Source organism: Siccirubricoccus phaeus (assembly GCF_008360935.1).
GTDB lineage: Bacteria > Pseudomonadota > Alphaproteobacteria > Acetobacterales > Acetobacteraceae > Siccirubricoccus > Siccirubricoccus phaeus.
In genome coordinates this window covers 220,976-245,230 of sequence record NZ_SRXO01000002.1, presented here as the reverse complement: position 1 = coordinate 245,230, position 24,255 = coordinate 220,976, and the positions used below count along the sequence as shown (strand labels likewise).

The window sequence follows — 24,255 nt, the reverse complement described above, 5'->3', positions numbered from 1 at the left end:
CAGAATATTGCGGTGTGATTCCGCGCCCGCTACAGTCCCGGGGCTTTGCGAGGTCGCACCATGCCACTCGCCGCGCCTTCGCCCGAGCCCGGCACCGGCCCTGACCGGGCGCCCGGTCCTGCCCCTGCGCCGGAGGGCCGGCCGCCGGCTCTGGCCTGCGAAACCCGCTACGAACGCCTCTGCCGCGTCGCCGCCGCCCAGCTCGGCCTGCCCATGGCCGCCATCACCCTGGCCGGGGATACGGAGGTCTGGGTCCATTCCGCCCTTGGCCTGCCGCATCTCAGCATGCCCCGCAGCGCCTCCTTCTGCGGCGCGGTGATCGAGTCCGGGCAGCCGCTCCTTGTGCCGGATGCGGCCCTCGACCCGCGCTATGCCGGCCTGCCCCTGGTCACCGGCCCCACCGCCATCCGCTTCTATATCGGCGTGCCCATCCGTGACCCGGCGGGCCGGATCCTCGGCTCGCTCTGCGGCCTCGACACCAGGCCGCACCCCGATGCGGCGGCGGAGCAGGACATCGCCCTGCTGGAGCAGATCGCCGCCCTGGCCGGCGAATGGCTGCAGCAGGAAACCGAGGCGGCGCGGCTCCGCCACCGCCATGCCCGGCTGGAGCAGCGCTACCGCGCCGTCTTCGACGCCATCCCCCTGCCCCTCGCGACGATCGACCCGGAAGGCCGGGTGACCGCCTGGAACCCCGCCGCCGAGGCGGTCTTCGGCTGGCGCGCGGAGGAGGCGATCGGCCGCTTCGGCCCGCATGTCCCCCCGGAGCAGGTCGCCGCCGCGCATGCCCTGCGGGCCCCGCTCGGCCAGGGCGCCACCCTGGTCGGGGTGGAGGTGGAGCGCCAGCGCCGCGACGGCAGCCGGCTGCCCGTCGCCCTCTCCATGGCCCCGCTGCTCGATGGCGCCGGCCATGCCGATGGCGCCGTGGTGGTGATGGAGGACATCACCGCCCGGCAGGAGGCGGCGCGGGACGCCGTCGCCCGGCTGGAGCGCAACGCGGCCCGCACCCGGCTCCTCACCGGCATCGCCAATGCCATGCCGCGCGCCGCGGCGGACCTGCCCGGCACGCTGCGGCGGATCGCCGAAGCGGCGGTGGCGGGGATCGAAGGGGTGGATGCCGGGGTCTGGGACCTGCCGGATGGCGGGGACCGCTTCCTGCTGCGCATCCTGGTCGGCGCCGATGGCGCGGAGATCCCGCAAGGCGCGCCGAAGCATGCCGCCCTGGCGGCGCTGCCGGAGGCGCCGGTGCTGACCGCGGCGCTGCAGGCCGGGCGGCAGCTTCCCGCCGCCGATGCCCTGGGCGACCCCCGCCTGGCCGAGTTGCGCCGCGCCTATCTGGCGCCCTTCGGCATCGGCGCCGTGCTCTCCGCCCCCATCCGGGTCGGGGCGGAGCTGCTGGGGGTGGTCTCCGCCTGCAGCAACGGCCCCGCCCGGCCCTGGACGGTGGAGGAGCAGGGCTTCCTCGCGTCGCTCGCCGACCTCGCCGCCCTGGCGCTGGAAGCCGCGCGCCGCGCCGCCGCCATGACGGCGCTGGCCGAGGCCGCGGCGCGGGCGGAACGGGCGAGCCGGGCGAAGAGCGAATTCCTCGCCGCCATGAGCCAGGAGCTGCGCACCCCGCTCAACGCCATCCTCGGCTTCGCCGCCCTGCTCTCGGACGCGGCGCTGCCGGCGGTGCGGCGGGAGGAGTACACGGCGCATATCACCGCCGCCGGCCGCCAGCTCATCGGCCTGTTCCAGGATGTGGCGGAGCAGGCGCAGCTCGAGGGCCGGATGCCGGCGCTGGACCTGGCGCCGGTGGCGCTGCCGCCGCTGCTGGATGCGGTGGCGCTGGCGGCGGCGCCGGAGGCGGCGGAGCGCGGCATCATCATCGGCATGGCGCCTGCCGGCCAGGCCGCGGCCCCGCCCGCGCTGCGCGCCGATGCCGCCCGGCTGCGGGAGGCGGTGTCGCGGCTGCTGGCGCATGCGCTGCGGGTCTCGCCGCCGCAGGGGCGGGTGGGGCTGGCGGCGCGGTTCGAGCCGGGGCGCGGCTTCTGCATCCGGGTGGAGCATGGCGGCCCGGCGGAAGGGCCCGCCGCCTTCGAGGCCTTCCTCGCCCCCGGCATGCTGGCCCGCCCCACCGGGCTGGGCCTGCCCCTGGCCCGGGCGCTGGTGGAGGCGCATGGCGGCCAGGTGCTGGCGGAGGCGCTGCCGGGTGGCCGGCAGATGCTGCTGGCCCGGCTGCCGGCCAGCCTGGCCCTGCCGCCGGCGGGGCCGGGGTGAGGTGATGCTGTTCCTCTACGGCACGCTGCTGCAGCCGGCGGTGCTGGCGCGCTGGTCCGGGCAGCCCGGGCTGGCGCGGCGGCTGCGGCCGGCCCGGCTGCGGGGGTTCGCCCGGGTGGCGCTGCGGGGGACGCCCTACCCCACCCTGGTCCCCCGGCCGGGGGCAGAGGTGAAGGGGGCGGTGCTGCTCGTGCCGCCCGCCGCCCTGGCCAGGCTGGCGGGTTATGAGGGGCCGGAATACCGGCTGGTGCCGCTGCTCGTGGACACGCCGCGCGGGCCGCGCCGGGCGCGGGCCTGGGTGGCGCCGCGCTGGCGGGCGGGTGCGGTGATGCCGGAGTGAGGGGGGGCGCCGTCCGCAGGCCCCGGGCAGGGGCTCTGCCCCAAGGCGCGAGCCTAAGCCGAGGATAAGAATATCGACGCGGTAGAATGGGGGCTCTGCCCCCAGCCCCCCGCCGGGGGGAAGGCTTCCCCCCGGACCCCGCCCTGAGTCTGCTGGTTCGACCCCGGGCCTGAAACTTCCGCCGGAGGCCAGGGACCACCGGCGGAGGTGCGGGGGGCAAGGCCCGATCCCTTTGTCGTTGCTCTTATTCGCCGCGGAATTGCGGCGGCCGCTTGTCCCGGAAGGCTGCCACGCCCTCCTTGAAATCCTCCGACTCCCGGATCTTCGTCAGCCGCTGGTGCTGCAGCGCCCATTGCTCGGAAGGGCCGCGCGGCAGGATGTCATCCAGCACCATGCGCTTGATGGCGCCCGTCACCAGCGGGGCGAAGCCGGCGATCTCCTGCCCCCACTCGATCGCCCGGGCCAGCGCCCCGCCCGTCTCCACCACCTCGTTCACCAGCCCGACGCGCTCCGCCTTCGCCGCGTCGAAGGTGCGGCAGAGCAGCATCAGCTCCATGGCGAATTTATGCGGAATGCGGGAGGGCAGCGCGGCGATCATGCCGCCGGTCAGGCCGAGCTTCGCCTCCGGATAGTAGAATTTCCCGCCCGTACCGGACACGGCAAGATCCGCCATCATCGCCAGCACCAGCGCGCCGCCGATGCACCAGCCCTCCACCGCGCAGATCAGCGGCTTGTCGGTCTGCCAGCCGACATTGGGCACGGCGCGCCACAGCTCCGGCGGCTCCGTCACATCGGCGCCGAAGGAGAAGGCCTTGCCGCTGCCGGTCAGCACCGCCACCCGCTGGTCCGAAGCGGCGAATTCGGTCATCGCCGCCTGCACCTCCTCCGCCATCGTCCGGGTGATGGCATTGCCCTTGTCCGGCCGGTCGAGCGCCACCACCCGCACCGCGCCCTCGTCCCATACCTTGACCTGCGTGAAGCTCATTCCGCTCGTGCTCCTGTCCGCCGCACCATCTCGCCGAAAATCGCCCGGTCCTGCGCGATGCGCTGGGCGAAGGCCTCGCCCGCTTCCAGCCGCGGGCGCAACCCGACCGGCGCCATGGCCCGCGCCACCTCCGGCAGCGCCAGCACCGGGCCGAGCGCCGTGACCAGCCGGTCCACCACCGCGACCGGCAGGCCGGCCGGGCCGGCGAGGCCGAAGAAGGAAAGGCCGCCCTCGCCGTAGAGGCCGAGCTCGCGCAGCGTCGGCAGCTCCGGCAGTTCCGGGCTGCGCGTCTCGCCGGTGGTGGCCAGGCCGATGAGGCGGCCATCCTTCACCGCCGGCGTCGCCACAGGGTCGAATTGCAGCTCCACCTCCCCGGCCAGCAGCGCGGTGAAGGCGGGGGCGGAGCCGCGATAGGGCACATGCTCCAGCCGGATGCCGGCGGCGCTGGCAAAGATCTCGCCCGTCATCTGGGTGATGGTGCCGTTGCCGGCGCTGCTGAAACGGAGCTTGCCCGGATTGGCCCGGGCATAGGCGAGGAATTCCGGCATGCTGCGCGCCGGCACCCGCGGATGCATGGCCATCACCCCGTCCGAGGCGGCGAGCATGGCGATGGGGGTGAAATCCTTCGCCGGGTCGTAGGGCAGGCGCATCATATGCGGGCTGATGGTCAGCACCGCGGTCGGCCAGACCAGCAGGGTGTAGCCATCCGGCCTGGCCTGGGCGACCGCCGCCGCGCCGATGGAGCCGCCGGCGCCGCCCCGGTTCTCGATGACGATGTTCTGGCCGAGCGCCGCCGAGAGCGGCATCTGGATGGGCCGCGAGACATTGTCCGAGGAGCCGCCGGGCGGGTAGGGCACGATCAGGGTGATCGGCCGGTCCGGATAGCGCGCCTGCGCCCGGGCCAGGGCCGGCATGGCCAGGGCGGCGGCGAGCAGGGGACGGCGGGCGGTCCTCATGGCTGTTCTCCTCCGATGGTGGCGCGGGCATCGACTGCCACCGCCCCCTGGCCCCTGGCACGCAGCAGCAGCGGGTTGAGGTCCATCTCGACGAGGCGCGGCCCGAGATCGGCGGCGAGCCAGGAGAGGCGGGTCAGCGCCTCGACGGCCGCGGCGACATCCAGCGCCGGCCGCCCCCGCACCCCCTCCAGCACCGGCCAGACGGCCAGGCGGCGGAGCATCGCCTCCGCATCGGCAGGGCGCAGCGGGGCGGGCATGAGCTGGACATCGCGCAGCAATTCCACCAGCACGCCGCCGGCGCCGACCAGCACCATGGGGCCGAAGCCCGGCTCCCAGCGCGCGCCGAGGATCAGCTCCGCCTCGCCGCGCGCCATTTCCTGCACCAGCACGCCGTCGAGGGGGAGGTCCGGCAGGGCGGCATAGGCGGCGCGAAGGGCCTTGGCATCGGCCAGGTTCAGCTTCACCAGGCCGAGATCGCTCTTGTGCACCACGGCGCGGCTGACGCCCTTCAGCACCACCGGGTAGCCGATGGCCTCGGCCGCCAGGACCGCCTCCTCCGCCGAGCGGGCCAGGACGCCCCGGGTGACGGGGATGCCATAGGCGGCGGCGAGCGCCTTGGCCTCCGCCTCGGTCAGCGCGCCTTCCGGCAGGGGCGGCGGCCTGCCGATGCCGGCGGGGCGGGCAGGGGGCGGCAGGGCGGCACGGTTGCGGCCCTCGGCCTCCGCCTCCAGCGCCCGCAGCACACCGAGCGCATCGGAGACGCGGTCGAAGAAGGGGAAATCCGCCTCCCGCAGCGCGTCCCGCGCGCCATTGCCCACCTCCGCCGCGGTCATGACGAAGAGGATGGGCCGCCCGCCCTCCCGGCACAGGCCGGGGAAGAGGGCGGCGCGGGCGGCCATGGCGGGCTGCGTCGTCATCGGCACCGCCACGGCGCCGATATCCGGGTCCTTGAGGAAGGCGCGGACGCAGGCGGCGAGGCCTTCCTCGCTCGTGCCGTCATCGAAGCTGCCGGTGTCCAGCGGCAGGTGGACATGGCTTTCCGGCATCCAGCGGCGCAGCTCGGCACGCGTCGCCTCGCTCATCTCCGCCAGGCGCAGCCCCGCGGCCGGGAGCATGTCCGCGGTGGTGACGGTGGAGCCGCCGGAGGAGGCGATGACGGCCAGGCCCAGGCCCGGCCCGGGCAGGCGCGGCAGCCGGTCCAGCGCATCGGCCGCCTGGACCATGATGGCGGGATCCTCGCAGAGCACCGCGCCTTCCGCCCGGCAGAGCGCGGCGAAGGCGGCGTAGCTGCCGGCGAGGCTGGCGGTGTGGGACCGTGCCGCCTGGGCGCCGGCCGCGCTGCGCCCGGCCTTCACGCAGAGCACCGGCTTGCCCGCGGCGCGGGCCCGTCGCAGCAGCGGGGCGAAGCGGGCGGGGTCCTTCAGCCCCTCGATGTAAAGCGCGATGACGCGCGTCGCCGCGTCCTCGATGAGGAAATCGAGGACGTCGCAAAGCTCCAGATCCGCCTGGTTGCCGACCGAGATGCAGCGGCTGAACCCCGCCCCGTGATGCAGCCCGATGGAGACCAGCGTGCCCATCAGCGCGCCGGACTGGCTGACCATGCCGATGCCGCCGGCCTTCACCTGCTCTGCCTCCAGCACCAGGGAGGAGGAGAGCATGGCCCGGTCGGTCATGTTGAAGATGCCCAGGCAATTGGGCCCGACCAGCCGCATCCCCGCCGCCCGCGCCACCGCCAGGATCTGCGCTTCCAGCGCCGCCCCTTCCGGTCCCGCATCGGCCAGCTTGCCGGTGATGATGATGCAGGCGCCGACGCCGGCCGCGGCGCAGTCCTCCACCTGGCGCAGTAGATGCGCGACGGGGACGGCGAGGATCGCCACGTCTATCCCCCCGGGCACCGGGCCGGCGGCGCCGATGCCGGGGAAGGCGGGCAGGCCGCGGATGCTGGCGCGGTTCGGGTTGATCGGCAGCAGCCGGCCGGAATAGCCGTGCTTGATCAGGTAGTGAATGACCCGCCCGCCGAATTTCCCAACATCGTCGGAGGCGCCGATGACGGCGACTGAAAGCGGGCTCACGATTCGCGCGAGCGGGAGGCGTGGTTCGGCCATGGGACGTTTCCTTATGGCCGCAGGAGACGACCAGCCGCGCCCGCTGTCCAGCCCCCGCCGACGGGGGAGGGCCGGGCGGGGAGTGCGGTAGAGCCTGCGGCCCCTCCGTTCGGCGCCCGCACCCGTTCCGTACCCGTATCCGCCCCCACATCACCTCCCCGAGGGAGACCGCCTGGGCCAGACAAGGACGAGGCGCGGGACATGGGCCATGGCGGCCGGCCGGATGGCAGCCGGCCCTCGGCCGCGCCGCGGGCAGCGCCGGGCGCCCTCGCCGCGGCGAATTCAGCCGCCATCGACGCAGGATCACCCGCAATGCGGGCTACCGGCCTCCGATGAAGCATGGTAGCGGACCCCTATGCCCGATGGCGAACCGAACCGCCGGCGGCGCGCCGCGGCGCCGAAACCCGAGCCCAGCCCCGCCCCCTCCCGCGGCCGGATCTTCGGCAGCGTGCTGGAGGTGGTGGGCGCCACCCCACTGGTCCGCCTGCCGCGGCTGAAGGCGTCGGAGGGCCTTGCCGCCGACCTCGCCCTGAAGCTGGAATTCTTCAACCCGCTCGGCTCGGTGAAGGACCGCATCGGCCTCGCCATGGTGGAGGCGGCGGAGCGGGAGGGGCTGATCGCTCCGGGCCGCTCCACTTTGGTGGAGCCGACCTCCGGCAATACCGGCATCGCGCTGGCCTTCGTCGCCGCCGCCCGCGGCTACCGCCTCATCGTCGTCATGCCGGACGGCGCCAGCACGGAACGGCGCAAGATGATGCGGCTGCTGGGGGCGGAGCTGGAGCTGACGCCCTCCCGCCGCGGCATGGCGGGGGCCATCGCCCGGGCGGAATCCATCGTCGCCGCCACGCCCGGTGCCTGGATGCCGAAGCAATTCGACAACCCCGCCAATCCGGACATCCATGCCGCGACCACGGCGGAGGAGATCTGGGCGGATACCGGCGGCCAGGTGGATGTCATCGTCGGCGGCATCGGCACCGGCGGCACGCTGACAGGCATCGCCCGGGCGCTGAAGCCGCGGCGGCCGGGCTTGCGCATCATCGGGGTGGAGCCGGCGGAAAGCGCCGTGCTCTCCGGCGATGAGGCGGGGCCGCACGGCATCCAGGGCATCGGTGCCGGCTTCAAGCCGGCGGTGCTGGAGCTGGCGCTGATGGATCAGGTGGTGCGGGTGGCGGAGCGGGAGGCGATCGCCGCCGCCCGCCGCTGCGCCCGGGAGGAGGGACTGCCGATCGGCATCTCCTCCGGCGCCGTGCTGCATGCGGCGCTGGGGGTGGCGCAGGAGAAGGGGCTGGCCGGCGGGCTGGTGGTCGGCATCGCCGCCAGCTTCGCCGAGCGCTACCTCTCGACGGAGCTGTTCGCCGGGCTGTAGGCGCCACGGTTTGCGGTTGTGGCGAGCGAGTCCGGATCGCCGGATCGGAAAGAGGCGGGCGCTGCGTCCTGGATCAACGATCCGCCGCCGTGCCAAGGCGAAAACCCGGCGTCCCCCATGGTGGTTCGCCGCTGCCCGGCCTATCTTCCAGGCCAGTGTCCTGCTGCCGAAATCCCGCGGATCGGCATCGGGGCGCCAGCTCCATGTACTTTATGTATGAGTGGCCTGCTTATCCGCCCCGTCGCCGGACATCCGGCAGATCGAGCGGGCAGGACACCGAAGCCAGGGGAACCCGCCATGCCGCATGACGGCCACCACCATGAACCCGATGGCAGCCACACCCCGGAGGATGGCTGGAAACATACCGGCGTGCGCGTCATCCCGGGCGATCAGCTCGACACCAATACGGCGCAGACCCCGGGCATGAACCGCGCCGCCGCGATCAACGCCGCCCGGGTGGGCGCGCAGAAGATCTGGGCCGGCACCGTGCATATCCACCCAAACGCCAAGACCGGCGCGCATCATCACGGGGAGCTGGAGAGCGTCATCTACATCGTCAGCGGCCGTGCCCGGATGCGCTGGGGCGAGAAGCTGGAATTCGTCGCCGAGGCGGGCCCGGGCGATTTCATCTTCGTCCCGCCCTTCGTGCCGCACCAGGAGATCAACGCCAGCACGGATGAGACGCTGCGCTGCGTGCTGGTGCGCTCCGACAATGAGGCGGTGGTGGTGAATCTCGACATCGAGCCGGTGGAGAAGCCGGAGGAAGTGCTGTGGATCGACCCGATCCACAAGACCGGCGGGGTCTGAGCGGGTTCAGGAGGCGGGTTCGGTGAAGGCCAGGCCGCCCGAGGCCAGGGCGGCCAGGATGGCGTTCACCATGGGCTTCATGTGGAAGCTGTCCTCCGGCATCACCGCCACCTCGCCCCCGGCCTCCCGCACCGCCTCCGCCACCACCGGCCCGACCGCGGCGATGCGGGTGCGGCGCAGGGCTTCGGCCAGCAGCGCCGGCTCGGCCAGGGCGGTGAGGCGGCGGAGCTGCGGCGTACTGGTGAAGACGATGAGGTCCACCCGCCCCGCCGCCATCTCCGCCAGCGTCGCCAGCACCCGGGCATCGTCCTCCTTGGAGGCATAGGCGTAGGGCAGGATGGGGTCCGGGGTAGCGCCCTGGGCGCGGAGCGCGTCCAGCAGCGCCGCGTTCGGGTTGTCCGGGTAGAGCTGCACGGCGACGCGCTGGCCGGCCAGGGCGAGGCCCGGCAGGGCGGCGATGATGCCGGCGGTGGTCGGCGGTTCCGGCGCCAGATCCGCCGCGAGGCCCTGGGCGCGCAGCCGGGCGACCGGCTTCGGGCCGCGGCAGATGCGCCGCACCCCGGCCAGGGCGGCACGGAATTCCGCCTCGATCCCCGCCCGGGCGGCGACGCCGAGCAGGCGGGTGAGGCCTTCGCCGGTCAGCAGGATCAGCGTCTGCGGCGGGGTGGCGATGAAACGGCGCAGCCAGGCCTCGATGGGGGCAGGGTCCGGCGCGTCGATGATGGCGACGAGCGGGCAGCGTATGGCGGTGGCGCCCTGGCGTTCCAGCATGCGGGCGAGGACCTCCATCTCCCGCGTTTCCGGCACCACCACCTGCATCCCGGCCAGGGCATCCGCCATCGCCGCGCTCCTCTTTCGCCTGGCCCGTCCGGGCTGGGGGGTGGGAGCCTATCGCGGAATGCCGTTGGGGCGGAGCGCCATTCCGCGGCCGGGCTGCGCGCCCCGCGGCGCCGGCTGCGGATAGGGCAGAGGCACGCCGCGTCTTCCTTGCCGCCCTGCCTTCCTCGCGGGCGAAGCCGACCATGCGCGCGGACCATGCTCCGGCTTTCGTGCCAGGGAGGCGCGCCGCGCATCGCGCCGGAAGCGTGCTATTCGCACGGCGCGCGGCGGCAATGTCCCGGCCCGAATTTCCGCTTCCGCACCATGCAGGCCATCGGAGAGCGCATGATGGAAACCCGCGTCAGGAAATTCTTCGAGCGATACGAGAGCCTCTTCAACCAGTCCCTCGGCGGCGCCATGGACATGGATGGGGTCGCGGCGCTGTATGCTTCCGAGTTCATAGCGGCCTCGCCTGCCGGCGTCATGACCGGCAGGAACGACGACCGGCTGAAGCAGGCCATGGTGCAAGGCTATGCGCGCTACCGGGCGATCGGGACGAAGGAGATGCGGATACGCGATGTCCGCCTCTCCCCGATGGATGCGCAGCATTGCGTGGCGCATGTCGCCTGGACGGCAATCTATGCCCGCCAGGGCCAACCGGAGGTGGCGATAGATTTCGACGTCCACTACTTCGTCCAGGCGCTGGACGGGGAGCCGAAGGTGTTCGGCTGGGTGTCGGGGGATGAGCAGGCGCTTCTGAGGGCGCACGGCATCGTCTGATGCCGCTTGCCACGCCCGGCGGCATGTGAAGCTGGGACGCTCCCCGTGGCCAGGTGCGCTCGGCTGCGACGGGGGGCGCCACGAAGCTTCCCTGGGCCATCGAGCGCGCGGGGACGCGACTGCGTCCTGGAGGGCGGGCGAAGGCGGCGGGCATGCCGGAGTGGCGCTATCCGCCGGCACATGGGCTAGAGCAGATCGCCGGAGGGCGGCATCGCCCGGAGGCGTGAATCTGCTCTACGATCCATAAGCTAGAGCGGTTTCGCGCTGCACAGTCAGCGTGAAACCGCTCTAGGCTGCCCGCCATGCCCCTGCCCCGACGCGCCCTGCTGGCCCTGCCCGCCCTGCTGCCGCCCCGCGCCGGACAGGCGGCGCCGCGCCTCCGCATCGGCTCCAAGAACTTCACCGAGCAGCTCGTGGTCGGCGAGCTCTACGCCCAGGCGCTGGAAGCCATGGGCGCCACGGTGGAGCGGCGGCTCAATCTCGGCGGCACCGCCATCGCCCAGGCGGCGCTCATCAGCGGCGAGATCGACCTCTACCCGGAATACACCGGCACCGGCCTCGGCGTGGTGCTGAAGGAGAAGCCGGAGGGCGATGCTGCCGGCATCCTCGCCAAGGTCCAGGCCGGCTACGCCGAACGCTTCGACCTGCGCTGGATCGCCCCCTCCGGCATCGACAACGGCAATGCCCTGCTCGTCACCCCCGCCACGGCGCGGCGGCTGAACCTCGCCACCCTCTCGGACCTTGCCCGCGAAGCGCCCAGGCTGACCCTGGCCGCCGGCAATGAATTCGCCGACCGTGCCGACGGGCTGCCCGGCCTCCGCCGGGTCTATGGCATGGAATTCCGCCGCCTCCGGCAATTCGCCGCGCTCGGCCTGCGCTACGCCGCCCTCGCCCATGGCCAGGCGGATGTGGTGAACGCCTATGCGACGGACTGGCAGATCGCCGTCGGCGGCTATGTCACGCTGCGCGACGACCGCGCCCTCTGGCCGCCCTACCAGCTCTGCGCCGTGGTCCGCGGCGCCGCGTTGCGGGAGGCGCCGGAGCTGGAAGCGCCCCTCGCCGCCCTCGGCCGCAAGCTGGACAATGCGGTGATGCAGCGGCTGAACCGTGAAGTGGACCAGGATGGCGACGAGCCGCGCGAGGTCGCCAGCCGCTTCCTCCGCGCCCAGGGCCTGACCTGATGCGCTGGACCGGCCGCAACCTCGACACCATCCTCACCGCGACCGCCGTGCATCTGGAACTGGTGCTGGCGGCGCTGCTGATTGCCCTGGCGCTGGCCCTGCCGCTCGGCCTGCTGGCGGCGGGGCGGCCGCGCCTCAGCGCCTGGCTGCTGGGCAGCGCCTCGCTGCTCTACAGCCTGCCCACCCTGGCGCTCTTCGCCCTGCTGGTGCCGGTGCTCGGCCTCGGCTTCGCCCCGGCGCTGCTGGCCCTCGTCACCTACGCCCTGCCGGTGCTGCTGCGCGCCCTGGTCGCCGGCCTCGCCGGCGTGCCGGCGCCGGTGAAGGAAGCGGCGACGGGCATGGGCCTCAGCCCCTGGCAGCGGCGCTGGCGGGTGGAGCTGCCGCTGGCCCTGCCCGCCCTGCTCGGCGGGCTGCGGGTCGCCTCCGTCACCCTGGTCTCGGCCGCGACCGTCGCCGCCTATATCAGCGCCGGCGGGCTCGGCACGCTGATCCTGACCGGGCTGGACCAGGGGCATACGGAGAAGATCCTGGTCGGCGCTGGCCTCGTCGCCGCCATGGCCCTGCTGCTGGACCAGGGGCTGGGCGCGGTGCAGCGCCGCCTGCCGGCGGTCGCCTGATGCAGGCGCTGGCCGAGGCCTTCGCCTGGCTGCGGGGCAACCCCGCGCTCTTCGCCGGGGCGGTGGGGGAGCATCTGCTGCTCTCCCTCACCGGGCTCGCCCTCGGCATTGGGGTGGCGCTGCCGCTGGGGCTGGCGGTCGCCCACCGGCCGCGCCTGGCGGAGCTGGCCATCACCCTGGCCGGCGCCCTCCGCACCCTGCCGAGCCTCGCCGTGCTGGCGGCGCTGCTGCCGCTGCTGGGGGTGGGCTTCACCCCCTCCGTGATCGCCCTGGCGCTGCTGGCGCTGCCGCCGGTGCTGGTGAATCTGGTGGTCGGGCTGCGCGGCGCCGATCCGGCGGCGGTGGCGGCGGCGAAGGGGCTGGGGATGACGCGGGCGCAGACGCTGTTCCGGGTCGAGCTGCCGCTCGCCCTGCCGCTGCTCTTCGCGGGCTTGCGCATCGCCGCGGTGCAGGTGGTCTCCGCCGCGGCGCTGGCCACCTTCATCGGCGGCGGCGGGCTGGGGGATCTGGTGACCCAGGGGCTCGCCCTGCTGGATACCGGGCGGATGCTGCTGGGGGCGGTGGCGATCGCGGCGCTGGCCCTGTTGACGGAAGCCGGCTTCGGCCTGCTGGAGCGGCGGCTGCAACGGGGGGTGCAGGCATGATCCGACTGGAAGGACTCAGCAAGGCCTGGCCCGGCGCCGCCGCCCCCGCCGTGGCCGACATCACCCTGGAGGTGCCGGAAGGGACGAGTTGCGCCCTGATCGGCCCCTCCGGCTCCGGCAAGACCACCACCCTCCGGCTGGTGAACCGGCTGGTGGAACCCAGCGCCGGCCGCGTGCTGATCGCCGGCCAGGATGCGCTGCGCCAGGATCCGGTCCAACTGCGCCGCCATATCGGCTACGTCATCCAGGAAGGCGGCCTCTTCCCCCATCGCAGCGTCGCCGAGAATGTGGCGACGGTGCCGCGCCTGCTGGGCTGGGCGGAAGCCCGCATCCAGGCCCGGGTGGCGGAGGTGCTGGAGATGATGGGCCTGCCCCCCGGGCAATTCGCCGCCCGCCGGCCGCACCAGCTCTCCGGCGGCGAGCGCCAGCGCGTCGGCGTCGCCCGCGCTTTGGCCGGGGACCCGCCGGTGCTGCTGATGGACGAGCCCTTCGGCGCCGTGGACCCCGTGCGCCGCCGCCAGTTGCAGGACGAGGTGCTGAAGCTGCTGCGCCAGCTCCGCAAGACCGTGCTGGTGGTGACGCATGACGTGGCGGAGGCGATGCGCCTGGGCGATGCCGTGGCGGTGCTGCGGGATGGGCGGCTGGTGCAGCACGCGCCGCCGGAGGCGCTGCTGGCGCATCCGGCGAATGGCTTCGTCGCCGGCTTTCTCGGCAGCGACCGGGCGCTGACCCGGCTCGGCCTCTTCCCTGCGAAGGCGGCGCGGGGCGAGGCGGCGGCGGCGGGCCCGCCCCTGCCGGCCGAGGCGACGCTGCGGGATGCGCTGGCGGAAATGCTCGCCCGCGGCACCCGCGCGGTGCCCCTGGCCGGCGGCGGGGCGGTGACGCTGGAGGCGGTGCTGGACCTGGCCGCCGTCTGAGGCGGCTGGCGCGCCGGGAGAGATCCCGGAACGCCCCGCCCGCGCCGCCCTTGGCCGGCCGCGGAACCCCCGCCCGCCGCAGCGGCCCTCACCCGAATGCCCGGCGGCCGCGGCTCAGCCGCTGCCGTAGAGCTGCAGGCCGGAGGGCAGGCGCCGCGGCAGCGGGCGCCCCCGCAGCACCGCCTCGGCCGCGGCGACGGAGGCGATGAGCTCGCCTTCCGTGAAGGGCTTGCTGAGGCAGCCCAGGGCCACCCCCCGGCCCTGGCTGTCCGGGCAATTGCCGGTGACGAACAGCACCGGAATGCCGAGCGTCGCGAAATCCGCGGCGATCTGCAGCCCGCTCGAACCATTCGCCAGCCGCATATCCACCAGCGCCAGGTCGGGCAGCGGGGTGGCCTGCCGCGCCAGCCCGGCGGCGGCCACCCCATCCGCCGCCACGCCGACCACGACATGGCCCGCCGCGGTCAGGAAGGTCTCGATCTCCAGCGCGACCAGCGCCTCGTCCTCGATCACCAGCACCCGTAAGGGGCCGCCGCCCTGCGCGCGCGCCTCGGCGGCCATCATCACCAGCATCAATCTGTCTCGGCCGATCAAGATCGGGTCTCCCCTGGGCCAGTGCCGCTTCCCGCCGGGTCCGGCAGCGGCATGATGATATCGAAGGCAGCTCCCCCCTCCGGCGAGGCGGGGTGGACTTTCAGCCGGCCCCGCAATTGCCGGAGCAGGGTGGTGACGACGCGCATGCCAATGCCCCTGGACGTCGCGGGATCGAAGCCGTCCGGCAGGCCAACGCCGTCATCCGCCACGGAGATGACCAGGCTCCCCTCCTCCGCCTCCGGACGCCGGAGGGCGATTCGGACATTCCCCTGCCGCTCCTCTGGAAAGGCATATTTCATCGCATTCGTCACCAGCTCGGAGACGATCAGCGCCAGGGGCACGGCACGGTCGATCGGCGCGCGCAGCGGGCTGCCGCCATCCATGGCATCGGCGACGAATGCAAGCTGGACCCGCCCCCTGGGATCCAGCGCCGCCACGGTATCGTCGCACAGCTCCCGCAGGAAGCCGCCGAGGTCGTCGATGCGGCCATGGGTGCCGGATTGGTAGAGCCGCCGATGCACCTGCGAGACGACGCCGATGCGGCTCCGCGCCTCGGCCAGCCCGATCCGCAGCTCCGGATCGGTGGAGCGGGAGGCCTGCAGGGAAAGCAGGGAGGAGACGAGCTGCAGGCTGTTCTTCACCCGGTGGTTCACCTCGTGCAGCAGCACCTCCCTGGTCTCCAGCGCCTCCCGCAGCGCGACCTCGGCCTGGCGCTGGGCGGTCACGTCGGTGAGCGATTCCAGCACCGCCACCGGCCGTCCCTCGGCGTCGCGCCGCAGCATCTTGTGCGCCTCGACGACCACCTCCACCCCGTTCCGCGTCCATTGCCGCAGGTCGCCGACCCATTCGCCCTCCCGCTCCAGCGTCGCCGTGATCTCGGCGCGCGGGACGGGAAAGACGGTGCGGAGCAGGCTGTGCGCATCGCGGCCGACGGCCTCCGCCACGCTCCAGCCATAGAGGCGGGTGCAGCCTTCGGACCAGAAGCGGATGGTCCCGCCGAGGTCGCGCGCCATGGAAGCGCCGAGATCGAGCGTCGCCAGCAGGTCGCGCAGCCGCGCCTCGCTGTTGCGCAGCGCCGCCTCCACCTTCCCGCGCGCCGAGATCTCCCGCTGCGCCTCCTGGTAGAGCCGGGCATTGTCGATGGCGATCGCCGCCTGGACCGCGATGCCGACGACCAGCCGCTCCGCCCGCTCGGTGAAGATTCCCGGCTGCGGATGGCCGAAGAACAGGCCGCCCAGCACCTCCCCGGAGCGGGAGGTGACCGGCACGGCCAGGTAGCTGCGCACCGGCAGATGCCCTTCCGGCATGCCGCAATGCGGCGCGTTCCGGCCGTAGCGCGGGTCCTGGGTGATGTCCTCCACGCGGACCGCGCCCTCGCCGCGGAAGGTCGGGCCGAATACCTCCGTGTTGCGCGGCATCGGGAAGTTGGCGAAGGCCTCGCGCGGCGCGCCGGACAGGGCGTAGAGCGTGTAGGCCTCGCCGCGCTCGTCCAGCACGTTGTAGAAGAAGGCGCCGAAAGCGGCGCCGGAGACCTCGGTCCCGGCATCCGTCACCATCTGGACCACGCGGCCGAGGTCGAGCTCGGCGGCCAGCGCGATGCCGGTATGGTGCAGCACCTCCAGGGTACGCGTCTCCTCGCGCAGCGCCTCCTCCGCCCGGCGGCGGTCGGTGATGTCCACCGCGGCGCACACCGCGCCGGCCAGCTCGCCGGCCGCGTCGCGCAGCGGCATCGCATGGCACAGCAGCACCACCGGCGGGGCGCCGTCGGCGAAGCGGATCTCCTGTTCGTCGCCCCGCACCTCCTCGCCGCGCGCGGCGCGCACCAGGGGCAGGGTCTCGAGCGCGGCCTCCACCCCGTCGCGGAAGACGCGGAAGCCGAGATGCCCGGACGGCCCTGCCACCATGGAGGCATTGGCGTCCTCCGGCAGGCGCAGCAGCGCGGCGGCGTGGCGGTTGCCCCAGACCTGCCGCGCCTCGGGGTCCCGGGTGAACCAGACGCCGGCCGGCACCGTGGCCAGCACCGCCTCCAGCTCGGCGGAGCGGGCCCGCACCGCCTCCGCCGCTTCCCGCCGCGCCCGGGTGAGGGAAAGGCTGGCGCCGACCCGGGCCAGCAGCTCCCGGGCGGAGAAGGGCTTGATCAGGTAGTCATCGGCGCCGGCCTCCAGCCCTTCCACCTGGGCTTCCTCGCCGGCCCGGGCGGAGAGCAGGATGACCGGCACCTCGGCCAGCTCCGGCTCGGCGCGGAGGGCGCGCAGCAATCCGAAGCCGTCGAGCCGCGGCATCATCACATCGGCGAGGACGAGGTCCGGCGGCCGCCGCCGCGCCGCCGCCAGCGCCGCCGCGCCATCCGCCACCGCCTCCACCGCATAGCCGGCATCGCCGAGCAGCCGGCCGACATAGTCGCGCATATCGGCATTGTCGTCGGCCAGCAGCACGCGGCCGCCGGGCAGGGCAGGGCGCGGCAGCAAATCCCCAAGGTCCGGGCCGGGCGGCGGGCCCTCCGCCGCCGCGCTCCCCTCCAGCCAGCGGAGCGCCTCCTCCACATAGGCCTCGGCGCGGGCGGCGGCGGGCGCCGCCGGCGCCGAGGCCAGCGGCCCGTCCGGCAGCGGGGCTGCCCGGAAGGGCAGCGTCACGGTGAAGGCGCTGCCCTTACCCGGCCGGCTCTCGACCGCAATCTCGCCGCCATGCAGCCGCACCAGCTCCCGCACCAGGGCGAGGCCGATGCCGCTGCCCTCGAAGCTGCGGCCCTCCGCGCCCGCGACACGGTGGAAGCGCTCGAAGACCTTCGGCAGGGATTCGGCCGGGATGCCCGTCCCGGTATCCTGCACCGTCAACACCACCGTGGCGCCGCCCTGGGCGGGGCGGAGCGAGACGCGGATGCGGCCGGCGAAGGTGAATTTGAAGGCGTTGGAGAGCAGGTTGAGGGTGATCGTCTCCCACATGCCGCGGTCCACGAAGACCGGCGCGGGCAAAGGCGGGCAATCCACCTCCAGCGCCAGCCCGGCGCGCTCGCAGAGCGAGCGGAAGGAGGAGGCCAGCTCGGCGGTGAAGGCGGCGAGGTCCACCGGGGCGGATTGCGCCTGCGCCCGCCCGGCCTCGACGCGGGAGAAATCCAGCAGGCTGTTCACCAGCCGCAGCAGGCGGCGGGCATTGCGGTGCGCCGTCTCCAGCCGGGTATGGTCCGCCGGCGCCAGCCCCGCCGGCGCCGCCAGCACCTCCTCCAGCGGGCCCAGCATCAGGGTCAGCGGGGTGCGGAATTCATGGCTGACATTGGAGAAGAAGGCGGTCTTGGCGCGGTCCAGCTCGGCCAGCGCCTCCGCCCGCCGCCGCTCCTCCTCATAGGCCTCGGCATTGGCCAGGGCGGCGGAGACCTGGCCGGCGACCAGGCCGAGGAATTGCCGGTAGCCCTCGTCGAACAGGCGATAGGGATTCAGCCCGAGGATGAGGCAGCCGGTCCGCCCCGCCGCGCCCGCGGCGGCGATGGGCAGCAGGGCGGCCTGGGCGGGCGGCCGCGGCCAGGCGCCGGTGGGCAGGCCGGAGCCGAAGCGCGCCGCAAGATCGGGGACGAGGCGCAGCTCCGGCTGGCGCAGCAGCTCGGCGACCGGCCAGGGCGCAGCGCCTTCGAGCGGCAGGCGGGCGGGCGCCGCCGGATGCCCGGGCGCGATCCCCGCCGCGCCGGCCAGGGCGAGGCCCTGCCCGTCCGGCTCCGCCATGTAGAGCAGGGCGAAGGGCAGGTCGCGCGGGTTGCCGGCCAGGGTGGCGGCGGCGCGTTCGCAGACCTGCCGCCAGTTCCGCGCCTCGGCCGTGCTGGCGGCCAGGTCCCGCAGCAGGGCGAGCTGGCGCTCGCCGATGACGCGCTGGGTGTCCTCCGTATTGGCGCAGATGATGCCGCCGGTGCCGCCCCCGTCCTTCGGCACCGGGCTGTAGGAGAAGGTGTAGTAGGTCTCCTCCGGATAGAAGTTGCGCTCCATGACGAGGAGCTGCTTCTCCACATAGGTGCCTTCGTCGCCGGTCAGGGCGGTGGCCAGCAGCGGGCCGATATCCTGCCAGATCTCCTGCCAGACCTCCGCGGTGGGCCGGCCCAGCGCCCAGGGGTGCTTGCCGCCGATGATCGCCTTGTAGGGGTCGTTGTAGAGGAAGGTCAGCTCCTCCCCCCAGCCGATCCAGATCGGCTGGCGCGAGGTGAGCATGATGCGGACGGCGGTCTTCAGACTTTGCGGCCAGGAGTCCGGCGGGCCGAGCGGCGTCGCCGCCCAGTCGAACTGGCGCATCCGCGCGCCTATCTCGCCGCCGCCGGCGAGGAAGCGGGGCGCGGCATCCGGCAGGAAGGGGGAAATCGGGATCGTTACCTCGCGGCGCATGCACGGCCTGTCCTGGGCCATCGCGTCCGCCGCGCCGGACCGGCGGCACCCCGCCTGGCGATCCGGGGAGCAGGGCGATTCCGGGGTGTCCTCAACTCAGGGCGTGGTGGCGGCACCGGCTCTCTCTTCCTCCCGCAGCAAGGCAGATGGCACCCCATGGGCCGGCGCTGCTCAAGCCATGACACGATCATAAGATCGCTGGCAACGGGCGAAGGTCGCGATCCCATGACACCCGGCGTGTCACCTTTCCGCGCGCGTTCCATGCGCCTGGGCTGCGCGGCGCGTGCCGCGGCCGGGGCGGGGGCAGCGCGGCGGAGGGGCGCCGGATCCCTGGCGGCAGGGGGCGCGCGCGCCCCCTGCGGGCGGCGGCTGGAGCGGGATCGGTTGAGCTTCGCTGACCTGTCCCGCTCCAGCTCGTTGTTGGGCCGTGTGATTCACGGTTCCGGTCGATTCGACCCTGGCCGATCACGCCCCAGGGCGACCGCCCTGGCCGGAGGGCGGCCACCGGCAGATCCGGACGGCAGCGGCTCTCCCGCGCCCGGGCGGCGATCAGCCGGGCCAGCAGCGCGTCACGGCGGGGATGAGGCGGCGGCGGCGCGGATGCAACAGCGCCAGGTGCCACTCGAATTCCTGCGGCAGGGGCAGGATGCGGAAGCCGGGACGCAGGGCGGCCCCCTGCGCCACGGCATCCTCCGCCAGCCCGGCGCCGCTACCGGCGATCGCCGCCCGGCAGATCGCCCGTCGGGTGCAGCTCGGCGATGATGCGTGGCCGGATGCCGGCCTCCCTGGCGCGCTGGTCGAAAGCGTTGCCGAAGGGAGCGTCGGGGTCAGCACGTTCAGCGGCACGCGACCCGTCGCGCATTCCGCCCGTCACCAGCGGTAGCTCAGCGTGCCCAGCACGGTGCGGCGCAGCCCGTAATAGCAGTTGTTCGGCGCCCTGCTGCAGGAGGAGACATACTGCTCATCACCCAGGTTGTTGGCGTTGATGGTGATGCGCGCGCCGCGCAGACCCGGGCTCAGCTCGCCGAGATCGTAGCGGATCATGGCGTCGACGAGCGTGTAGCTCGGCACCGAGTAGAAATTCACCGCATCGCCCGCCGTACGGCCGACATGGCGCACGCCGCCGCCGAGCCCGAGGCCGCGCAGCGGCCCGTCCTGGAAGGTGTAGTCGGCCCAGGCCGAGGCGGTGATACGCGGAATGCCGATGGGCCGATGGCCGAGATTGGCCGTGTTGCTGCGCGTCACCTCGGGGTCGAGGAAGGTCGCGGCCAGCGTCACGTTCAGCCCGCTTGCCAGGCTCGCCTTGGCCTCGAGCTCCAGGCCGCGGGACCGGATCTCGCCGGTCTGCACGCTGAAGCTCGGATGCGCGGGATCCGTGGTGGTGACGTTCTGCTGCGTCAGATGGAACAGGGACGCGGCGAGGTAGGAGTCCATCCCCGTCGGCTGGTAGCGGATGCCGACCTCGTACTGCTCTCCCCGCGTCGGCCTGAAGGCAGCGCCGGAGAAATCGCTGCCGAGCACGGGCTGGAAGGAGGTGGAGTAGCTGACATAGGGCGCGAGGCCGATGTCGAAGGTATGGACGAGGCCGACGCGGCTGGTGAAGGCGCCGTCGGACTGCCGGGTGGTCCGGTCAAGCAGCCGGTCCGTCGACCGCGTGTCAGCCCAGTCATGCCGGCCGCCGAGGAGGAGCGACCATCGGCCGAAGCGGATCTGGTCCTGCAGGTAGAGGCCGATCTGGTCGGCCCGCTGGTTGATGCTGAGATAGACGGGCGGGCGGGCGATGGCGGCCCCGTAGACGGGAGTCAGGATGTCGAGAGGGGGCGCCGCGGCGCTGCCGATGGCGTATTGGTTGGAGGACCATTGATAGTCCACGCCTGCCAGCAGCGTGTGCTGCACCGGGCCCGTCTGCAGCCGCGCCTGAAGCTGCGTGTCCACGGTGAGGCCGGCCAGGGATTCGTCGTCGGTGTTGGCCTCCCGGTTCAGGGTGCGCAGGTCGGCCCGCAGGCCGGCCGAGGCGACGCGGCCCCACTGCACGTCCATATGCTGGTAGCGGAGGTTCTGGCGCAGCGTGAAGACCTCATCGAAGCGGTGCTCGAAGAGGTAGCCCGCCTGGATCTGCTTGCGCCGGAAATATTCGAAGCCCGGCTCGCCATCGTAGAAGCTGGTCGGGATGCGGCCATTCGGGTTGGGCAGGAAGCTGCCCTGCGCCGGCACGAAGCCGAAGAAGCCACCCTCCGGGTCGCGCTGGTAGTTGCCGAGCAGGGTCAGGCTGGTATCGGCCGAGGGTCGCCAAGTCAGCGCCGGCGAGAGGGAGATCCGGCTTTCCTCGATATGGTCCACCTGGGAGTCGGCCCTGCCGGCCAGGCTGGTCAGGCGGTACAGCCACTGGCCGCTCTCGCCCAGCGGTCCGCCGAGGTCGAAGCCGCCAGTGATCCGCCCGAAGGAGCCGGCCTGGAGCTGGATCTCATGGACCGGCTCCGCCGGAGGGCGCCTGGTGACCAGGTTGACCATGCCGCCCGGGTTGTTCTGGCCGTAGAGCACCGAGGTCGGGCCGCGGAACACCTCGACCCGCTCGATGGTGTAGGGGTCGGGTTGCGCGATGGCGTAATTGCCGAAGAGCAGGCGCATCCCGTCCTGGTAGATGATGTTGAAGCCGCCGAAGCCCCGGGCGTAGAGCACGTCGTAGTGGTTCACCGAGCCGCGGTAGTCGGCCGTGATGCCGGGCGTGTAGCGCAGGGCCTGAGAGATGCTGTGCGGCTGGCGCGCCTCGATCTCCGGCCGGCCGATGACGGACAGGGCTTGCGGGGTTTCGAGCAGGCTCGTCTCCGTCTTGGTCGCGGTTTCGCTGACGGCGGCCACGTAGCTGCGCAGCGGGCTGTAGGCTCGCGGCAGGCCGGCATCCACGCGGACCTCCGGCAGTTCCAGCGCGCCGCTGCCTGGCAGCGGCAGCAGCGTGACGGTCGCGGCATCGGTGAAGCGGTAGGTGAGGCCGGTGCCGGCGAGGAGCTGGCGCAGCGCTTCCTCGGGCGGCAGCGTGCCGGAGACGCCCTGGGTCCGGCGGTCTCCGACATTCTCCGTCAGCGCCAGGATTCGCAGCGAGGCCGCTGCGCCGAAGGCCGGCAGCGCCTGCGCCAGCGGGCCGGCCGGAATGCTGAAGCTGCGCGGCGCGGGCGAGGCCTGGGCCAGCCGTACGGCCTCCTGCGCCTGGCCGGTCAGCGGGGCCCAGGCCAGGGCGGCGGCAGCCAGCAGCGCGAGACGAATTCCGGTCATTCCGAACCCCGATCAGCGGCGCGCAAGCGGCGCCCTCACCGGGTCCAGACGTCCGTGCCCGCGAACACGGCCGGGAAAATATGATGACGTAACGAATCGCCGCTCAGGCGCCGAGCGGCTCGATGATGTCGAGCAGCGGCAGGCGCCGGATGCGCACCGGCAGCAGCGCCGGCAGGGCCTGGAGGAAGGCCTCGGTGTCGCCGGTCGGGAAGACGCCGGTGACCCGGCGCTGCGCCAGCGCCTCGCCGCGCAGCAGAAGCCAGCCGCGGCGGTAGCGCGAGACCGTGGCGACCACCTCGCCGAGCGGCTCGCCGTTGAAGACGAGCTGGCCGCGTTGCCAGGCGGTGGCGGCCGCCAGATTGACGCCGCGCGGGCGCCCCAGGCCGATGGCCGGGCTGTAATCGACCTCCTGCCCCTCCTGGAGCAGGGTTTCGGCGCCGCCATAGCGCACCTGCACGCTGTGCCGGGTGACGAGGACGCGCACCTCGGCGCCGCTCCGCGCCACCGAGAAGGCAGTACCGCGGGCCTGGCTGTCGCCGCCGGCGGCCGCCACCAGGAAGGGCCGCGCGGCATCGGGCGCGACCTCCACATGGATGCGGCCGGCATGGAGGAGGATGCGCCGCCGGTCCGCAGCGAAGTCGAGGTCGAGGCTGGTCGCCGTATCCATCTCCAGCGCCGAGCCGTCGGGCAGCGTGAGGCGCCGGAGTTCGCCGACCGCCGTGCGCTGCTCAGCCAGGAGCCGAGCCGAGCCGCTGCGGATGGCCGGCAGCCGTGAGGCGCCGAACGCTCCGGCGCCGAGGACGAGTCCTGCCGCGATAACCGCCCGGCGGCGCGAGGGCCTGGGGCGGGGCGCGGCGCCGATCGCCGCCCAGCTTCGCTCCGCTTCCGCCGCTGCCGCGGCATGGGCGGGGTCGGCGGCCTTCCAGGCGGCATAGGCCGCGTGGTCCCCGGGCGAGGCCAGGCCGGAATGCAGGCGCACGACCCATTCCAGCGCCGCCTCGCGCGCGGGTTCGAGCGGCATGTCCAACTCGGCAGGAGACAGGCGTCGTGTCATGGGCTGCGGGATGCGGTCCGGGGCTTCAAGGATACAGACGTTCGGCCGCCCGATCACGACAGCGGAAGATGCGCCGACAGGCGCCGGGTGCAATGGCGCAGCGCCCGGATGACATGCTTGGTGACCATGCTGGTGGAAATGCCGAGATGCCGGGCGATCTCCGGATGCGTCAGCCCCTCGGTCCGGCTGAGCAGCAGGGCAAGGCGGCAGTGACGCGGCAGCTCGTCCAGGGCGGCCCGCAGCACCAGGAATTCCTGCCTGGCAACCAGGATGCGCTCGGCCGAGGGCCGCGGATCGGCGAGGCTTTCCGAGAATTCCTGGAGGTCGAGGGGCGCGCCGCGCCGCCGGTGCTGCCGCCCATGGTCGCGGACGATGTTGCGCACGACCTGCCACAGGAAGGCCACCGGGTTGGCGATCGGCCGCGGCGCGTCCCCCCGTCCCTGCGCGGCCATGGCGTAGCGGAGGAAGGCGTCCTGGACGATGTCGGCTGCCTGGGAACGGTCCCGCAGCCCCTCGCGGGCGTAGCGCTGCAGCTCGCGGTGATGCCGTCGGAAGAGGGCGTCCAGGTCGTCCGGCATGCGATTCCCATCGGCCAGGATTGCCCCGTAGCTAGAATGCGAATGATTCGCAAGTAGTAGCGAGGCGCCACCGGGCGCCGGTCGGCGCAGCCTGGGCGCGATCCCGTGACGCAGGTGGAAGACGGCCGGGAAGCTGGCCTGGCCGCCTGGGCCGGGAGATGGGGCATCCCCTCCAAGGCCTCGGGCGCCTTACGGCACGGGGCTTGGAGGCGGTCGTCGCGCGGCAGGGAGGCATGGTGGCCGAAGGCGACGACCACCGCCTTCTCTGCGGCCGAGAAGGGGGCGAACGCGGCTCCCGGCCTGATGCATCGGTCGGCCAGGTCCCGCCATGCGCGCCGGCCGGACACCGCGGACCGCCACGCAAAACATGCCCTTCGACGGCTTTGCAGGTGCGCGCCCGGAGAGGTTCGAACTCCCAGCCCCCAGATCCGAAGTCTGGTGCTCTATCCAGTTGAGCTACGGGCGCCGCAACCGGGCGTGCAACGGTATGGAAGGAAGTTTGGCGCGCCCGAAGAGATTCGAACTCCTGACCCCCAGATTCGTAGTCTGGTGCTCTATCCAGCTGAGCTACGGGCGCGCAGCCGCCGAAGCGGCGAGGCCGGCGAGATAGCGGAGGGCGCGGCGC

Annotated in this window: 20 protein-coding genes and 2 tRNA genes; 9 read left to right on the top strand and 13 right to left on the bottom strand. The window is 73.3% G+C overall.

All coding sequences use genetic code 11. The features are described 5' to 3' along the window. Positions 1 to 60 precede the first annotated feature (60 nt). Together E5N76_RS03550 and E5N76_RS29325 are read left to right on the top strand one after the other, a co-directional pair. The gene (locus E5N76_RS03550; RefSeq protein WP_149535924.1) at positions 61 to 2,256 is read left to right on the top strand and encodes a GAF domain-containing protein; all 2,196 of its coding nucleotides are present in this window, start codon (positions 61 to 63) and stop codon (positions 2,254 to 2,256) included. A 4-nt stretch (positions 2,257 to 2,260) separates the two neighbouring features. Further along, positions 2,261 to 2,596 carry a gamma-glutamylcyclotransferase family protein gene (locus tag E5N76_RS29325; RefSeq protein ID WP_187829953.1) on the top strand — a complete coding sequence of 112 codons (336 nt, stop codon included), beginning with the start codon at positions 2,261 to 2,263 and terminating at the stop codon, positions 2,594 to 2,596. 244 nt (positions 2,597 to 2,840) lie between these two features. On the opposite strand, the gene E5N76_RS03540 is transcribed toward E5N76_RS29325, so the two are convergent. From E5N76_RS03540 to E5N76_RS03530, 3 genes are read right to left on the bottom strand one after another with little or no spacing between them, the layout of a single operon-like run. Continuing rightward, positions 2,841 to 3,581, bottom strand: coding sequence for an enoyl-CoA hydratase/isomerase family protein (locus tag E5N76_RS03540; RefSeq protein WP_149535922.1), 741 nt, complete (start codon positions 3,579 to 3,581; stop codon positions 2,841 to 2,843). Next, positions 3,578 to 4,537, bottom strand: coding sequence for a tripartite tricarboxylate transporter substrate binding protein (locus tag E5N76_RS03535; RefSeq protein WP_149535921.1), 960 nt, complete (start codon positions 4,535 to 4,537; stop codon positions 3,578 to 3,580). The genes E5N76_RS03540 and E5N76_RS03535 overlap by 4 nt, the downstream gene beginning before the upstream one ends. Then, the gene (locus E5N76_RS03530; protein WP_149535920.1) at positions 4,534 to 6,642 is read right to left on the bottom strand and encodes an acetate--CoA ligase family protein; all 2,109 of its coding nucleotides are present in this window, start codon (positions 6,640 to 6,642) and stop codon (positions 4,534 to 4,536) included. The genes E5N76_RS03535 and E5N76_RS03530 overlap by 4 nt, the downstream gene beginning before the upstream one ends. A gap of 355 nt (positions 6,643 to 6,997) precedes the next feature. Between E5N76_RS03530 and cysK the strand changes: the two genes are divergently transcribed. Both cysK and E5N76_RS03520 read left to right on the top strand, forming a co-directional pair. Continuing rightward, positions 6,998 to 8,008, top strand: a complete 1,011-nt coding sequence (gene cysK, locus E5N76_RS03525) for a cysteine synthase A (RefSeq protein ID WP_149535919.1) — start codon at positions 6,998 to 7,000, stop codon at positions 8,006 to 8,008. A 297-nt stretch (positions 8,009 to 8,305) separates the two neighbouring features. Then, positions 8,306 to 8,815, top strand: coding sequence for a cupin domain-containing protein (locus tag E5N76_RS03520; RefSeq protein ID WP_149535918.1), 510 nt, complete (start codon positions 8,306 to 8,308; stop codon positions 8,813 to 8,815). A gap of 6 nt (positions 8,816 to 8,821) precedes the next feature. Here E5N76_RS03520 and E5N76_RS03515 read toward each other — a convergent pair whose 3' ends face one another. Beyond that, positions 8,822 to 9,655, bottom strand: coding sequence for a uroporphyrinogen-III synthase (locus tag E5N76_RS03515; RefSeq protein WP_149535917.1), 834 nt, complete (start codon positions 9,653 to 9,655; stop codon positions 8,822 to 8,824). Between the two features lie 324 nt (positions 9,656 to 9,979). On the opposite strand from E5N76_RS03515, the gene E5N76_RS03510 reads away from it, so the two are divergent. From E5N76_RS03510 to E5N76_RS03490, 5 genes are all read left to right on the top strand, one after another. Then, a complete protein-coding gene (locus E5N76_RS03510; protein ID WP_207791848.1) occupies positions 9,980 to 10,414 on the top strand; it encodes a nuclear transport factor 2 family protein in 435 nt (144 codons plus the stop codon). A 302-nt stretch (positions 10,415 to 10,716) separates the two neighbouring features. Beyond that, the gene (locus tag E5N76_RS03505) at positions 10,717 to 11,595 is read left to right on the top strand and encodes a glycine betaine ABC transporter substrate-binding protein (protein WP_149535916.1); all 879 of its coding nucleotides are present in this window, start codon (positions 10,717 to 10,719) and stop codon (positions 11,593 to 11,595) included. Then, positions 11,595 to 12,212: an ABC transporter permease gene (locus E5N76_RS03500; protein ID WP_149535915.1), complete on the top strand. Its 618-nt coding sequence runs from the start codon at positions 11,595 to 11,597 to the stop codon at positions 12,210 to 12,212. The genes E5N76_RS03505 and E5N76_RS03500 overlap by 1 nt, the downstream gene beginning before the upstream one ends. Continuing rightward, entirely contained in the window at positions 12,212 to 12,856 is a 645-nt protein-coding gene (locus E5N76_RS03495) for an ABC transporter permease subunit (protein WP_149535914.1), read from the top strand. Before E5N76_RS03500 ends, E5N76_RS03495 begins: the two co-directional genes overlap by 1 nt. After that, a complete protein-coding gene (locus E5N76_RS03490; RefSeq protein ID WP_149535913.1) occupies positions 12,853 to 13,773 on the top strand; it encodes an ABC transporter ATP-binding protein in 921 nt (306 codons plus the stop codon). Before E5N76_RS03495 ends, E5N76_RS03490 begins: the two co-directional genes overlap by 4 nt. Before the next feature lie 114 nt (positions 13,774 to 13,887). Here the strand turns inward: E5N76_RS03490 and E5N76_RS03485 are convergent, their stop codons facing one another. The 9 genes from E5N76_RS03485 to E5N76_RS03450 form a co-directional block, all read right to left on the bottom strand. Next, entirely contained in the window at positions 13,888 to 14,367 is a 480-nt protein-coding gene (locus E5N76_RS03485) for a response regulator (protein WP_149535912.1), read from the bottom strand. Further along, positions 14,364 to 18,728 carry an ATP-binding protein gene (locus tag E5N76_RS03480; RefSeq protein WP_187829952.1) on the bottom strand — a complete coding sequence of 1,455 codons (4,365 nt, stop codon included), beginning with the start codon at positions 18,726 to 18,728 and terminating at the stop codon, positions 14,364 to 14,366. The genes E5N76_RS03485 and E5N76_RS03480 overlap by 4 nt, the downstream gene beginning before the upstream one ends. A 549-nt stretch (positions 18,729 to 19,277) precedes the next feature. After that, positions 19,278 to 19,412, bottom strand: coding sequence for a hypothetical protein (locus tag E5N76_RS30930; RefSeq protein ID WP_268921283.1), 135 nt, complete (start codon positions 19,410 to 19,412; stop codon positions 19,278 to 19,280). A 25-nt stretch (positions 19,413 to 19,437) separates the two neighbouring features. Beyond that, a complete protein-coding gene (locus E5N76_RS29320) occupies positions 19,438 to 19,590 on the bottom strand; it encodes a hypothetical protein (protein ID WP_187829951.1) in 153 nt (50 codons plus the stop codon). An 8-nt stretch (positions 19,591 to 19,598) separates the two neighbouring features. Further along, the gene (locus E5N76_RS03470) at positions 19,599 to 21,998 is read right to left on the bottom strand and encodes a TonB-dependent siderophore receptor (protein ID WP_149535910.1); all 2,400 of its coding nucleotides are present in this window, start codon (positions 21,996 to 21,998) and stop codon (positions 19,599 to 19,601) included. A 103-nt stretch (positions 21,999 to 22,101) separates the two neighbouring features. Next, on the bottom strand, positions 22,102 to 23,019 hold the full coding sequence (locus tag E5N76_RS03465) for a FecR family protein (protein ID WP_207791847.1): 918 nt from the start codon (positions 23,017 to 23,019) through the stop codon (positions 22,102 to 22,104). A gap of 86 nt (positions 23,020 to 23,105) precedes the next feature. Further along, on the bottom strand, positions 23,106 to 23,630 hold the full coding sequence (locus tag E5N76_RS03460) for an RNA polymerase sigma factor (protein WP_149535908.1): 525 nt from the start codon (positions 23,628 to 23,630) through the stop codon (positions 23,106 to 23,108). Positions 23,631 to 24,022: 392 nt separating this feature from the next. Continuing rightward, positions 24,023 to 24,096, bottom strand: a tRNA-Arg gene (locus tag E5N76_RS03455). A 34-nt stretch (positions 24,097 to 24,130) separates the two neighbouring features. Then, positions 24,131 to 24,207 (bottom strand) — tRNA-Arg (locus tag E5N76_RS03450). Positions 24,208 to 24,255 lie beyond the last annotated feature (48 nt).